Source organism: Sorangium sp. So ce1335, from assembly GCF_051521615.1.
Taxonomy (GTDB): Bacteria; Myxococcota_A; Polyangia; order Polyangiales; family Polyangiaceae; genus Sorangium.
Map to the genome: position 1 here is coordinate 11120682 of NZ_CP150363.1, position 13094 is coordinate 11133775.

A 13094-nucleotide genomic window follows, 5' to 3' on the forward strand; every position below is an offset into this window, starting at 1 on the left:
GCACACGCGCGCTGTGCCCCCGCGCGCGTGTGTGCCGCCGCGCGCGCGTGCTATCCCGGTCGCGTGGGACCGATAGATCAGAGCGAGGCGCTGCACCGCCGCGCGCGGGCGTTCATCGAGGCGTCGCTCCTCCCGGACAGCGCGGCGCTCCCGGAGACCTTCGACGCGCTCGCCATCGCGCTCGCCCGGCACCAGGCCGCCCGCTGCGCGCCGGTCGCCCGCCTCTTCCAGGCGCGCGGCGCGGACGTCGCCGCGATGGAGCGCGCCGACGAGATCCCCGCGGTGCCGTGCGACGTCTTCCGGTTCGCGCGCGTCGCGGCCCACCCGCCGGAGGCGGACGAGCGCGTCTTCCGCACGAGCGGGACGTCCCTCGGCGCGGCGTCCCGCGGCGAGCACCCGTTCCGCACGACCGCGACGTACGAGCTCGCCGCGCTGGCCTGGGGCGAGCGCCTGCTGTGGCCCGACGGCGCGCGGCTCCGCGCGATCATCCTCGCGCCGCCGCTCGACGAGGTGCCCGACTCGTCGCTCGGCTTCATGATCGACCGCTTCGCGGCGCGCCTCTCGGGGCCGGCGACGTGGCACGTGCGCGGCGGCGAGCTCGACGCCGAGGGCTTCGCCCGCGCGTGCGGCGAGGCGCGCGCCGCGGGCGAGCCGGCCATCGTGCTCGGCACCTCGTTCGCGTTCGTGCACCTGCTCGACGCGGCGCTGCCCGGAGGCGCGACGCTGCTGCCCGCGGGGAGCCGCGCCATGCAGACCGGCGGCTACAAGGGCCGGTCGCGCGAGGTGCCCGCGGACGAGCTGCGGGCGTCGATCGCGCGGGCGCTGGGGGTGCCGCCCTCGCACGTCGTCGGCGAGTACGGGATGACGGAGCTCTCCAGCCAGCTCTACGAGGGCACGCTCGCGGCGGCGCTCGGCGGCGCAGCGGCCGCTGCGCGCGCCGCGCCGGGGCTCTATCACGCGCCGCCCTGGGCGCGCGTCACCGCGGTCGACCCCGAGACGCTCGCGCCGCTGCCGGCGGGCGAGATCGGGCTCGCGCGGATCGTCGATCTCGCGAACGTCGACTCGGCCGTCGCCATCCAGACCGCCGACCGCGTGCGCGTGACCGCGGAGGGCGTCGAGCTCCTCGGCCGCGCGGCCGGGGCTCCACCGCGCGGCTGCTCGATCGCGATCGACCAGATGCTCGGCGGCGGCCCGTGATGGACGCCGGCGCGGCGCGGCGCACCCGGGTCGAGCGCGCCGTCGCCGCGGCGGCGCGCGTCGCGGATCCGCGCGATCCGCTCGGCGAGGAGGCGCGCCGGCGGTTGCCCCGGGCGAGCGGCCTCTCGCCGGAAGGCGTGGAGCTCGCGCTCGGCCGCCACCTCGAGGTCGCGCCGAGCGGCAGCGAGCTCGACGCCCTCGTGGCGAGCGCGGGGCGCGCGCGCCGCTGCCAGGTGATCCTGGCCGCCAACGTGTGCACGGCGCCGTTGCGGGCCATCGCCGTCGCGGCGGCGACGGCGCCGGAGGTCCTCGTGCGCCCGTCCCGACGCGATCCCGTCGTCGCCGAGCTCCTCGTGCGCGCGCTGCAGGCCGACGAGGCGTTCGCGCGCGCCGGCGGCGCCATCGCGCTCGTCGCCGATCTCGCGCTCGAGGACGACGGCGAGGGCGCCGCTGGCGACGCGCCGCGCGCCGAGCTCCACGTCTACGGCTCGGACGAGACCGTGGCGACGCTGCGCGCGCGGGCCGGCCGGGGCGTGCTCGTGCGCGGGCACGGCGCCGGCCTCGGGCTGGCCGTCGTCGGCCCCGCCGCGGACCTCGCCGGGGCGGCGCGGGACATCGCGGACGACGTCGTGCCGTTCGATCAGCGCGGCTGCCTGTCGCCGCGCATCGTGCTGGTCGAGGGGCCGGCCGGGCGCGCGGAGGCGCTCGCGCGCGCCCTCCACGATGCGCTCGGGGAGGCGGGCGCGCGCGTGCCGCGCGGGCCGCTCGACGGCGCGGCGCGCGCCGACATCGCCATGTACCGGGCGACGCTCGAGGCCGTGGGCTCGTTCTGGCAGGGCGAGGGGCACGGCGTCGGCCTGGACCCGGCGCCGCGATCGCTGCTTTTGCCGCCCGCGGCGCGCGTCGTCCACGTGGCGGCGAGCAGCGCGGAGGTGGCGCCGGCGCTGCTCGCGCCGATCCGCGGCGCGATCACGGCGATCGGCGCGGGCGGGGGCGGGGAGCTCGCGCGCGCGGCGTCCGCCGCGGCCCCCCGCGCGCGGGCCTCGGCGCTGGGATGGATGCAGCGCCCGCCGCTCGACGGCCCCGTCGACCTGCGGACGCGCTGAGGGCCCGACGCCGGGCCGCCGGCCCGCGCCGAGGGGGCGCGGCGGCGCGGCGGGGCGCGCAGCTCGCGCCGCCACGCCGCTGGATCGCCCTCTCACGCCGCCCGGGTCGCGGGGCGGCCCGGACGCTCGCGCGTGCGAGGTGCGCTCGGGCGACGGTGTGTGGTAGCGATCATCCCATGTCGTCGCGCACCGATCCGAAGGCGTCCTCCCCGCCCACGGAGCTCGAGGCGATCGGGAGCCCGCCCGCGGCGTCGCTCGGCGCGGAGGGTTCGCGGGACAGCGCCTCGGACGGGCTCGAGGCGATCGGGAGCCCGCCCGCGGCGTCGCTCGACGCGGAGGGTTCGCGGGACAGCGCCTCGGACGGGCTCGAGGCCGACGGCGCCCCGGCCGCCAGGATCCAGGTCCGCCGCGAGGAGCGCCTGGATCTCGTCATGGAGTACCTGGCCTTCGTCGCGAAGCCGATGCCGCTGCCGCTCCTCCTCGACGAGGCGCCGCAGCGGATCGCCGCGATCCTCGGCGCCGACGTCGCCTCGCTGTACCTCCTCGAGGGCGACGGCGACGAGCTGGTGCTGCGCGGCAACGTGGGCTTCCCGCGCGAGGCGCGCGGCACGGTGCGGCTGTCGGTCGGGCAGGGCATCACCGGCATGGCGGTCGAGTGCCTGCGCCCGATCTCGGTCGTCCAGGCGCCGGAGCACGAGCGCTTCCGCGCCTTCCCGGAGCTCCACGAGGAGCGCTTCCCGGTCTTCCTCGCCGCCCCCATCCTGGGCAGCGGCCGCCCGCTCGGCGCTCTCGTCGTGCAGCGGGCGGGCGATCGCGCCTTCACCGCGCGCGACGTCGAGCTGCTCATGGCCCTCACGGCGCCGATCGCGGCCGGCGCGCGCCACGCGCAGGTGCTCGACGAGCTGCGCGAGCGGCCGCGGCGCACGGGCGGGGGCACGCGCAAGGTCACGCTGCCGGGGCTGCCCGTCGTCCCGGGGCGCGCGCTCGGCGCCATCGCGGCCCTGCGGCGGCCGGCCAGCTCGTCGCTCGGCCCGCAGCAGGGCCGCGGCGATCCGAAGCTCCTGCGGTTCGCCTTCGACACCGCGGAGAAGGCGCTCGTCGACCTCCACGCCCGCGCGGCGGAGCGGGGCATCGCGCAGGACGCGGCGTTCCTCTCGACCTACCTCCTGATGATCGGAGACGGCCGCCTGCGCGCGCGCGCCTTCGAGCTCGCGGCCGGCGGGCGCAGCGTCGCGCAGGCGCTCGGCACGGTCGCCCGCGAGGTGGCGCGCGCCGCCAACGGGATCGTCGGCGACCCGTTCTTGCAGGACCGCGCCCGCGACATCGAGGACCTCTGCGACGCCATCCTGATGCTGGCGACCCCGGACGCCCGGGCGCAGCTCCCGTCGAAGGCGGTCCTCGTGGGAGACCAGCTCACGGTCTTCGATCTCCTGATCTCCGCGCGGGCCAACCCGGTGGGCGTCGCGCTCAGCGACCGGTCCGGGCCGCGCTCGCTCGTGCTCCTCCAGCTCCTCGGCGTGCCGTCGATCGTGGACGTGGCGGGCGCGTTCCGCTGGGCGTCGCCGGGCGACGTCGCGCTCCTCGACGCGGATCACGGCTTCCTTGTGATCAACCCGTCCCGGGCCGAGGTCGCGACGGTCCGCGCGGCGCGGCGCAAGGGGCGGCCGTCGATCGGTCCGGGGCCGGACGACGACGGCGAGAACGGCGAAGACGAGCCTGCGAGCTGAGCACCGGCCGAGGCCGGTGCTCGCGGCCTAGCTGCTGGGCTGCGCGGCGGTCGGGTCGGCCGGCGGCGTCCCCTGGGCGTTTTGCAGCTCCTTCTTGGCGCGCCAGTTCGCCAGGCGCTTCGTGTCGCGACGCTTCTTCTTGGCTCTCACTGCGGGCTTCTGCGGCATGGCGGGGGGTATAGCCGCTCGAGCTCCTCGAGGGAACCCCGTCCGGCGCGCGGCCGGGTGTTGTTCGCTCCGTGCCGCGCCCGCCGCCGCCCGCCCCGGCGAAGCGCCCGGCGAGGGTTCCGCCCGAGGGCGCCGGACGAGGCCGCGGGGCGTTGACGCCTCACGGAGACCGCCCCATGACCGCTGCTCCAATGAACGTCCGTCTCGTGCATGAGTTCCGCTTCGAGGCCGCCCACCGCCTCCCCAAGGTGCCGCAGGGGCACAAGTGCGCGCGCCTCCACGGCCACAGCTTCAAGGTCGAGGTCGCGATCCGAGGCCCCGTGAACGAGGAGACGGGGTGGTTCATCGACTACGGCCACCTCTACGAGGCCTGGGCTCCCCTCCACGACCTGCTCGATCACAACTACCTGAACGAGGTCCCCGGCCTGGAGAACCCGACGAGCGAGGTGCTCGCCCGGTGGATCTGGAGCCGCCTCGCGCCGTCGCTGCCGTCGCTCAACCGGGTCACCATCTTCGAGACCTGCGACGCGCGCTGCGAGTACGAGGGCGACTAGCGCGATGAAGACGCTCGTCTGCCGCTGCGAGGACGTCACCTTGCACGAGCTCGAGGCCGCGATGGACCGCGGCTACAAGGACATCGAGTCGGTCAAGCGCTACACGGGCTTCGGCACCGGCTGGTGCCAGGGCAAGTGGTGCCTCGCGCTCTGCGCGCGCCTCATCGAGGAGCGCGGGGGCGACGTCCAGAAGCCGATCACGCCGCGGCCCCCCTACCACCCGGTCTCGCTCGCGGCGCTCGCCGGGCTCGACGAGCTCGGCCTCCGCGGCGGCGGTCACGATCGCTAGCCTCGCGCGCCGGAGATCCCGCCGGGATCCCTGACGCGCGAGAGCGGCGCGGCGTACGTCAGCCGAGGGGGCGCCGGGCGCTCGCGCACCCGACGTTCACCGTCAGCTCGAAGACCCCCTCGGACCAGTACTTCGACACCGCGTGGTGCAGGTACCTGAGCATCGAGTCGATGATCTGCGGCTCGACGTCGAGCATCGCCGTCGCCTCGGGGAGCACCATCAGCCGGGAGATGGGATCCTCGAGGAACTCGCGCCCGCTGTCGAACGACACGGCGATGAGCTGGACGTCGACCTCGACCTCGTCGAACCCCGCGCCCTCGATCTCCTCGGCGATCGTCTCGATCGTCGGGCGGGCGACGGCGGCGGCGTCGACCGCCGCGCCGAGCTCCGAGAGGTCCTGCTTGAGCGCGCACTCCCGCGCGATGTCGGCGACCTCCGGGAACGAGCCGCGCAGCGGCAGCGCGATGAGCGCCTGGCCGCCGGGGACGAGGACCCGGCGCAGCTCGGCGAGGAGCTCGGCGCGCTCGCTCGGCCGGCAGACCGGGTGCAGCGTGTACGCGTGGGTGAAGCTCGCGCTCGGCAGCGGCGTCGGCAGGGCGTCGCAGAGCAGGTAGCTCGCGTTCATCCCGGAGAACAGCGCCGCCTTGGCGCGCGCGAGATCGAGCGCGGCGGCGGAGCAGTCGACCCCCACGAGGGCCGCGCCGGGCAGCTTGTCGGCCACGATCGGATCGGGGAAGCCGCTCCGGCAGCCGAAATGGACGATCCGCGCCGCCTCGGAGGGCAGCAGCATGTTCACCGCCAGCGAGGCGAAGAACGAGAGGTAGCGTGGGACGACCGCGTGCTCGAACAACACGGCGTCCGCCGCGCTCAGCGGCGGGCCGATCATCAGGCGGCCCCGTCCCCCTCCTCGTCGTCGTAAGGCGCGAGGAGGCCGAGCGCCTCTTCGGCGAGCTCGCCGATCGTGACCTCCGACGTCGCCTCGTCGCCGCCGTCGTCCGCCAGCTCGACCGTGCGCTTGTCGCCGAGCAGCGGCTCGATGAGCGGCGCGTGCGTCGGGTCGCCGATCTCGACGAGCGTCTCGATCGCCGCCGCCACCGCGTCCGGATCCTTGTGGCTCAGGAACTGGCCGAGCAGCTTCGGCACGCCCGGCTCCGGCACCTCGGCGATGAGGTACGGCAGCTCCGGCAGCGCCGACGAGCCGACCGGCAGCCGCTTGAGCGCCCGCTCGATCGCCTGCGCGACCTCCTTGAACCGGTCGTAGGCGAGCGACTCGATCTCCTCGCCCGCGGCCTGCCGCGCCTCCGGGTGCTCCGAGGCGAGCACGTCGATGAGCGCGTCGAGCGCGCGCGGGCCCTCGTGCTCGCCGAGCAGCGACGCGACGCGGACCAGCCGGAGCGCCGCCTCGTCCTCGTCCTCCTCGCGCGAGGCGGCCGCGATCGCGTCGGTGAGCACGTCGAGCAGCGCATCGCCGGGCATGGCCGCGAGGTCGTCGTGGAGCCGGCGAGCCGTGCGCTCCGCGTCGAACAGCTTGTTCAGGGTCGTCTCGATGGCTTGGCGATTTTGCACGAGGAGGAGCTATCAACGGCGCGCCGCCTCCGCAAGCCGGCAGGCAGCAGCGGCCTCTTCCCCGCGCATTCCGCTCCCTTTCCTCGCGTTCCTCTCCCGTCCACGGCGGGCGCGACCACGCGCACCGCCGGGCCAACGCCGCCGCGCGCCGCCAGGCCGACACCGCCGCGAGCGCGGGATGGCTTCGGCGCGCGGCGAGCGCGGCGCCGCTGCGCGGTGCTCGCCAGCCGCGCCCGATGCGGTAGACCGTTCATGGCATGCGCGCGTCCGGCTCATCGCAGGCCCGCCCGACCAGGGCGGCGATCTCCCCTTCCCCGCTCGTGCGCGGCGCCGCGGCGTCCGCCCTCGTCCTTGCGCTCGGCGGCCTCGACGACCCCGCGCCGCCGCCGCCCGCCGTCGGGCCCCCGGCGGCGGCGGCGCGCGGCGGCGCCGCCGCCGGGGCGCTCTGCGGCCCCCGCACCGTCCCGGAGGGCGCCGCGTGCGTCCCGCTGCCCGCTCCGGGCGCGCCGCTGCCCGAGGGCGGCGCGGCGGCGCTCTACGGCCCCACCGGGGCGCGCCCAGGGGCGGGCGCGCGCAGCCATGCCTACGAGCACATCCCCCGCCGCCCGGAGCGTCCGGCGAGCGCCGCCGCGTACGCCTTCCCGATCGGCGCGCCCGATCACCCGTCGCCGGCGTTCCTCCTCGTCGAGGGCGCCGCGGCGCCGCCAGGCGCGCTGCCCCAGGCCGGCCCCGCCCCGACCGGCCCCAGCCCCGTCGCCGCGATCGGCGCCCCGCGGCCCGAGCCGCCGTCGTGGACGGGCGGGGTCGAGATCGCCGCGGCGCGGGGTGACCGCGTGGCGGCGCTGAGGCTCGACGGCCAGGAGGCGAAGGCGGAGGTCGTCTTCGTCGGCGAGCTGACCGGGATCACGGTCGCCACGGCGCACGACGTGCGCGAGGGCGACCGGGTGCGCCGGTACGTCCTGCTCCACGGGCACCTCGATCGCCCTGGACCGGGCGTCGTCGCGGGCGCGCGCCTCGATGCGGGCGACGTGGTCGGGTACGCCGGCGAGACCGGCAGCCCGGGCCTCGTCCGGCTGCACCTCGAGGCGCGGCAGCTCCGCGAGGGCGCCCGCCTGTCGGACATCGATCCGAAGCGGATCACCGACGCCGCGGTGACGGTGCCGTGCGACCTGCGCAACGTGCTGCCGCTCCGTCAGGGAGCGAGCTTGTAGCCGAAGCCGTAGACCGTGAGGATGTGCTCCGGCTTGTCGGGCGAGCGCTCGATCTTCTTGCGCAGCTTGACGATGAAGTTGTCGACCGTGCGGTTCGACGGCCCGGCCTCGATGCCCCAGATCTTCTGGAGGATCTCCTCGCGCGAGACCGGCTGGCCCAGGCGCTCGTGCAGGAGGCGCAGGAGCTCGACCTCGTAGAACGAGAGCTGGTCCGAACGAGAGCCCCGCGACACCGTGTGGGCGGTCATGTTGACCTGCACGTTGCCGATCGTGAACACCTCGACGGGCGCCTCGGCGGGCCGGGCGGCGCGGCGGAAGAGGGCGCGCAGGCGGGCGATCAGCTCGCCCACGCTGAACGGCTTCGTCACGTAGTCGTCGGCGCCGGCGTCGAGGCCGCGGATCTTGTCGATCTCCTGGCCGCGGGCCGTCAGCATGATGATCGGCACGAACGCGTCCCAGCGCCGCAGGTCCTCGCAGACCTTGAAGCCGTTCGTGTCGGGGAGCATCAGGTCGAGGAGGATCGCGTCCGGCTTCTCCTGCCGCGCGAGCAGCACGCCGTCCTTCCCCTTCGAGGCCGACGCCACCGCGAAGCCCTCGAACTCGAGGGCGTCCGTCAGCCCCAGCACGATGTGGGGCTCGTCCTCGATGATCAGGATCTTCTTGCGTCCGGCCACGACCGGGCACGGTTCTAGCACAAAACCCGCCGGGACCTGCCAGAGCGCCGCCGGGCGGTCCGCTCGGGGCGCTCCGGAGCCACAAAAAGCGACGCGGGGCGCGATCTCGCGATCGGGCCCCGCGCGCCGGGCGCTATCAGCCGCCGGCTACTCGCCGGAGCAGGTGATGAACAGCGTGGCCCCTTGCTGGGCCTCGCCCTCGTTCGTGAACCGGATGATGCGCCGCTCGGTGGGCGGGCAGCTCGCGACGATGTCCGGGCTGCCGACGCGGATCGACGGATCGACGTAGCACCAGCCGTGCACGTCCTCGCCGCCGACCTTCACGTTGTCGCTCGGGTCGTTCCGGCACGCGGTCGCCTGATCGCCCGCGAGCTGCTCGATCTCGCACACGCAGTCCCAGCCGGCGACCTGGGCGATCGGATCGTCGAGCACCTTGTCCTTCGCCGCCTGATGGAGCTCGGGGACCTCCACGCGCGCCGGCGTGTCGTCGCACCTGCACTGGCCCTGCGTGTTGCGCGCCTCGAGGATCAGGCAGGAGACCTGCCCCTCGTTGTTCGGCGTCAGGGTGCGCGGCAGGCACTGCCCGCCGAGGACCGTCTTCAGGCGATCGATGATCGCGCCGATCGCCGGCCGGTACCCGAAGTCGGCCGCGTCCTCGTTCGTGAGCTGCCTCGGGCACACCGAGCCGACGATGCCCTGGGCGCCGAGCTCCCGGATGAGCTGCAGCTCGCGCAGGCCCGGGTAGGCCTTCGCCTTGATCTGCGTCGTCGTCCTGGCCCCCGGGTCCGCCTGATCGCTGCCGGCTTCCGGCTCGCAGAGCGGGTTGTCGTTCGGCTGGCCCCCCACCACCCTGCAGTCGCAGCTCTGGGAGTTGCCGTCGCACGTCTTCTCCTCGGGGAGGTCGAAGATGCAGGCGTACTGGAGGTCGCCCGTGCTCCCCGTCGGGATCGTGTACTCGCGGCCGTTGATCGCGTTCCAGCCCGCCTCCTGCGGCGGGACGATCGTGTCGCCGGTGATCGGGTTCGCGCCCGAGCGCGGCGCCGTCGACTCGACCATGAACGGATCCTTCGGCGGCTCGAACTTCGCAGGATTGCCGAGGATGATCTCCCACGTGCTGCTGAACGCGCCGTCGAGCAGCGGTGCGCTGAGCTCATCGGCGTTCTTGAACCCGCCGACGGGCTCGCCGTCCAGGTTGAGGCCGTTCAGGAGGTCGGGCTGGCCCTCGGCGTTCTGGCGCGCGATGTCCTGCCACGGCACGCCGACGATGCCGGCGAAGAAGACGAGCCCGGGATCGCGGATGTCGCTGTCGTCGTCCCCCGCGTCCAGATCGCTGAAGATCGGGTTCGGGACCAGCTCGCCCCGGCGGTTCTCGATCTGCGCCTCGGTGAAGGCGCGCCGGTAGCGCTCGATCGGGTAGAGGAAGTCGAAGCCGAAGCGGCGCTTCTGATCCCAGCAGCGGGAGTTGACCGGATCCTCCTCCGCGGTCAGGCGCGCGGGGAAGCCGTCCGAGCCCGTGCACTCCTCGACCTCGGGGCAGCCTGCTGGTGTCGGCTGGCTGCACGACCGGCAGCACGGGTCGGCCGGGTTCTCGGCGCACTCGGGGCGCGGCCTCCACAGGCGGAAGCCGTTCCTTGTCTCGGCCACGAGGTAGTTGCGGCTCTCCTCGCGGATCGAGCAGTCGTTCTCGTCGCTGAGCATGATGATCGCGAGGAGGGAGCTCGGCCGGAGGAACGCGGCGCGCTGGTCCAGGACGGCCTGATCCACGTCCTTCGGCACCGCGATGTTGTCGGCATCGATCTCGATCCTCGCGTAGGGCTCCGGGTCGACGAGGAAGCGGTACACGCTCTCGAGCTGCGCCTCGAAGCCGCAGCCGGCCTGCCCCGTGCCACGGACCATCGCGGTGAGCTGTCCGACCAGCGAGGTGTCGTTGAGGTCGTTGGGCGAGTCCTGGTCGATGTCGGCCTCGCCGTCCTCCGGATCGGGCACCTCGGCCTCGCCGTCGAGCTTCTGATCGGGGTCCCAGGCCAGGAAGCCCTTGTTGAGGTACGTCGGGATGTCGTTCTCCGTGGAGCGCTCGTTGGAGCGCGCGAGGAGGTGCGCCATGTCCACGTTCGAGGGGCTCGTCTCCGCCGGGCAGGCGCCCGATCCGTGGCCGCCGAGGCTCGAGCTGATGATGCCGATGTGGATGTCCTTGACCGGCTCGAACTCGCGCTTGTAGCCCGCCGGGCAGTCGGCGTTCGGCGAGTTGACCGTCGTGGGGTTCCCCTGGCCCATCGAGGGGATGCACCGCGGGTTGACGAGACCCTCGACGAGGTCAGGGATCGCGAAGGCGAGGATGTCCTGCTTGTCGGCCATCGAACCCGAGTTGTCGATGGCCAGGAGCAGGTCGATCTTATCGACCGAGCTCTGCGTGAGCCGCTCGACGATCGTGGTCGTCGTGCGGGGCTTGTTCGTCGCGATGGGGCGGTTCAGGCATCCGAAGGCGCTGCCTGTGCCCGCGATCAGGAGGCCCGTCAGGGCGAGCCTCACCGCGCCCCTCCATGGGCGCCTCCTCTCACGCTCAATCCGCGTCATCATTCGACTTTCCTTTCGACCACCGATCCGGTTGCGCGGCGGTCAAGCCACAGACAAGACCCGCCATCCACGGGTCCACGACCGACTTCCGCAGGCGATCCGCGGCTCGACGGAGCCCGATGCTAGGGACCCCGGCGGAACGCTGTCAATTCGACCTGCCTGACCCGCTCGGGCCCGCCAAGGCAAGCCCGAGGGCTCCCAGGCAAATGAGGTGCCGCCGCGGCGCCTCGGCGGCGGTCATCTCTGCGCCCAGCCGCGCTGTCAACTCGATTGCGCCTCAGCCAACCCAGTAGGCGGCGCCCCCTGCCCGCGCGAGTGAGCCGGGCCACCTGACAGGCCTGGCAAGCTCAACCTCGGTCGCCCCGCGCCCCCATCGACGGCCTCCAGACTCAACCTCGGTCAGCCACAACCTCGGTCAGCCACAACCTCGGTCGGCCACAAACCTCGGTCGGCCACGACCTCGACCTCGGCCGGAGGGGGGAGGCTTGCTGGCGCGACCGGCGCCGGCGGGATTGACGCTTCCCAGCAGGACCGAGTTGTGGTCAGTGCCCGACGAGCATGTTGCGCGTCGCCCTCGCCATGGTCCCGGAGGTCCGGCAGCTCCTCGCCGAGGATCCAGCGCAGCTCTCCGAATTGCTGGAGGAAATCCACGACGAGGACCTCGCCGACCTGATCGGCCTGCTGGACGACGCCGAGGCGGCCAAGGTCCTCATGGCCCTCAAGGCCGAGGATGCCGCGCCCATCTTCGAGCGCCTCGACGGCGAGATCCAGGAGGCGCTCGTCGAGCAGATGGGCGTCGAGAGCATCGCGCCGATCGTCTCCGAGATGGCGGCCGACGACCGCACCGACCTCATCGAGGCCCTCCCCGAGCAGGTCGGCGACACCCTCCTCTCCACCCTGGAGAAGGTCGACCCCGAGGCCGCCGCCGAGGTCGAGGAGCTCGCCAAGTGGCCCGAGGACAGCGCCGGCGGCCTCATGACCACCGACTACGTGTCGGTGAACATCAACCTCACCGTCGCCGACGTGATCGAGCGGATCCGCGCCGTCGGCGAGGACGCCGAGACCATCTACTACGTGTACATCGTCTCCGAGCGGGGCCACCTCATCGGCGTCGTGTCGCTGCGCGATCTCCTGCTCGCCGCCCCGTCCGAGAAGCTCGCCGACGTGATGACCGAGAACGTCTTCACCGTCAGCCCCGAGACCGACCAGGAGGAGGTCGCGCGGACCATGGCGAAGTACGACTTCAGCGCGCTGCCCGTGCTCTCCGCCGATCGGAAGCTGCTCGGCGTCATCACCGTCGACGACGTGATGGACGTCCTCACCCAGGAGCAGACCGAGGACGTGCAGCGGCTCGGCGCCGTCGGCCCCATCGAGGACAGCTACTTCAAGACGAGCTTCTGGACGTTCATCCAGAAGCGCGCCCCCTGGCTCGCCGTGCTGTTCGTCGGCGAGTTCATGACCGGCGAGGTGCTGCGCCGCTTCGAGCACGACCTCGAGGCCGTCGCGACGCTCGCCTATTACGTGCCGCTGCTCATCTCGACCGGCGGCAACTCCGGCTCGCAGTCGTCGTCGCTCATCATCCGCGGCCTCGCCGTCGGCGACGTGCGCGTCGGCGACTGGGCCAGCGTCCTCGTCCGTGAGCTCGGCCAGGCCGTCGTGCTCGGCCTCATCCTCTCGGTCATCGGCATGATCCGCGTCTGGCTCTGGGGCGACGGCACCGGCTTCGTCCTGACGATCGGCGTGACCTTGATGGCGATCGTCCTCATGGGCTGCACCGTGGGCGCGATGCTCCCCCTCCTGCTCCGGCGGCTCGGCCTGGATCCGGCGACGAGCTCCACCCCCTTCATCGCGAGCCTCGTGGACGTCCTCGGGATCCTTCTCTACTTCACGATCGCCCGGCTCTTCCTGGCCGACCTCCTCGCCAGGGGCGGCGCCGGCGGGTGAGCCGGCTCGACCTCACGCGCTGCCGGGACGCGGGCGCCCCCGGCACCGCCGCGCCGGCGCGCCGCGGGCTTCCCGGCGCGCTGC

Annotated in this window: 12 protein-coding genes; 7 read left to right on the forward strand and 5 right to left on the reverse strand. The window is 73.9% G+C overall.

Translation table 11 applies throughout. The features are described 5' to 3' along the window. Window positions 1-63 precede the first annotated feature (63 nt). From WMF24_RS41675 to WMF24_RS41685, 3 genes are all read left to right on the forward strand, one after another. Window positions 64-1197, forward strand: coding sequence for an acyl-protein synthetase (locus WMF24_RS41675; RefSeq protein WP_437733025.1), 1134 nt, complete (start codon window positions 64-66; stop codon window positions 1195-1197). Continuing rightward, window positions 1197-2303 (forward strand): acyl-CoA reductase, encoded by a 1107-nt coding sequence (locus tag WMF24_RS41680; protein ID WP_437738916.1) that lies wholly within the window; start codon window positions 1197-1199, stop codon window positions 2301-2303. Before WMF24_RS41675 ends, WMF24_RS41680 begins: the two co-directional genes overlap by 1 nt. Window positions 2304-2479: 176 nt before the next feature. Then, entirely contained in the window at window positions 2480-4030 is a 1551-nt protein-coding gene (locus WMF24_RS41685) for a GAF domain-containing protein (RefSeq protein ID WP_437733026.1), read from the forward strand. Window positions 4031-4057: 27 nt separating this feature from the next. Here the strand turns inward: WMF24_RS41685 and WMF24_RS41690 are convergent, their stop codons facing one another. Further along, window positions 4058-4198 (reverse strand): hypothetical protein, encoded by a 141-nt coding sequence (locus WMF24_RS41690; protein WP_437733027.1) that lies wholly within the window; start codon window positions 4196-4198, stop codon window positions 4058-4060. Between the two features lie 191 nt (window positions 4199-4389). Between WMF24_RS41690 and queD the strand changes: the two genes are divergently transcribed. Beyond that, complete coding sequence (gene queD, locus WMF24_RS41695) at window positions 4390-4752, forward strand: 6-carboxytetrahydropterin synthase QueD (RefSeq protein ID WP_061605432.1); 363 nt, start codon at window positions 4390-4392, stop codon at window positions 4750-4752. 4 nt (window positions 4753-4756) lie between these two features. Further along, window positions 4757-5041 (forward strand): (2Fe-2S)-binding protein, encoded by a 285-nt coding sequence (locus WMF24_RS41700; RefSeq protein WP_437733028.1) that lies wholly within the window; start codon window positions 4757-4759, stop codon window positions 5039-5041. A gap of 58 nt (window positions 5042-5099) precedes the next feature. On the opposite strand, the gene WMF24_RS41705 is transcribed toward WMF24_RS41700, so the two are convergent. Next, on the reverse strand, window positions 5100-5927 hold the full coding sequence (locus tag WMF24_RS41705; protein ID WP_437733029.1) for a class I SAM-dependent methyltransferase: 828 nt from the start codon (window positions 5925-5927) through the stop codon (window positions 5100-5102). Beyond that, window positions 5927-6607 (reverse strand): HEAT repeat domain-containing protein, encoded by a 681-nt coding sequence (locus WMF24_RS41710; RefSeq protein WP_437733030.1) that lies wholly within the window; start codon window positions 6605-6607, stop codon window positions 5927-5929. The genes WMF24_RS41705 and WMF24_RS41710 overlap by 1 nt, the downstream gene beginning before the upstream one ends. Before the next feature lie 257 nt (window positions 6608-6864). On the opposite strand from WMF24_RS41710, the gene WMF24_RS41715 reads away from it, so the two are divergent. Beyond that, window positions 6865-7818 (forward strand): hypothetical protein, encoded by a 954-nt coding sequence (locus tag WMF24_RS41715; protein ID WP_437733031.1) that lies wholly within the window; start codon window positions 6865-6867, stop codon window positions 7816-7818. On the opposite strand, the gene WMF24_RS41720 is transcribed toward WMF24_RS41715, so the two are convergent. Further along, window positions 7800-8492 carry a response regulator transcription factor gene (locus WMF24_RS41720; RefSeq protein ID WP_437733032.1) on the reverse strand — a complete coding sequence of 231 codons (693 nt, stop codon included), beginning with the start codon at window positions 8490-8492 and terminating at the stop codon, window positions 7800-7802. The two genes, WMF24_RS41715 and WMF24_RS41720, sit on opposite strands and share 19 nt — an antisense overlap. A gap of 147 nt (window positions 8493-8639) precedes the next feature. Continuing rightward, entirely contained in the window at window positions 8640-11021 is a 2382-nt protein-coding gene (locus WMF24_RS41725) for a hypothetical protein (RefSeq protein ID WP_437733033.1), read from the reverse strand. A 603-nt stretch (window positions 11022-11624) separates the two neighbouring features. Here WMF24_RS41725 and mgtE point away from each other — a divergent pair. Beyond that, a complete protein-coding gene (gene mgtE / locus WMF24_RS41730; RefSeq protein ID WP_437733034.1) occupies window positions 11625-13010 on the forward strand; it encodes a magnesium transporter in 1386 nt (461 codons plus the stop codon). Window positions 13011-13094: the final 84 nt, after the last annotated feature.

Excerpts from the sequence above, each read along its gene's own strand:
- mgtE (WP_437733034.1), top strand. The coding sequence starts at position 11,625 with ATGTTGCGCGTCGCCCTCGCCATGGTCCCGGAGGTCCGGCAGCTCCTC.
- WMF24_RS41700 (WP_437733028.1), top strand. The coding sequence starts at position 4,757 with ATGAAGACGCTCGTCTGCCGCTGCGAGGACGTCACCTTGCACGAGCTC.
- WMF24_RS41685 (WP_437733026.1), top strand. The coding sequence starts at position 2,480 with ATGTCGTCGCGCACCGATCCGAAGGCGTCCTCCCCGCCCACGGAGCTC.
- queD (WP_061605432.1), top strand. The coding sequence starts at position 4,390 with ATGAACGTCCGTCTCGTGCATGAGTTCCGCTTCGAGGCCGCCCACCGC.
- WMF24_RS41680 (WP_437738916.1), top strand. The coding sequence starts at position 1,197 with ATGGACGCCGGCGCGGCGCGGCGCACCCGGGTCGAGCGCGCCGTCGCC.
- WMF24_RS41690 (WP_437733027.1), bottom strand. The coding sequence starts at position 4,198 with ATGCCGCAGAAGCCCGCAGTGAGAGCCAAGAAGAAGCGTCGCGACACG.
- WMF24_RS41705 (WP_437733029.1), bottom strand. The coding sequence starts at position 5,927 with ATGATCGGCCCGCCGCTGAGCGCGGCGGACGCCGTGTTGTTCGAGCAC.
- WMF24_RS41715 (WP_437733031.1), top strand. The coding sequence starts at position 6,865 with ATGCGCGCGTCCGGCTCATCGCAGGCCCGCCCGACCAGGGCGGCGATC.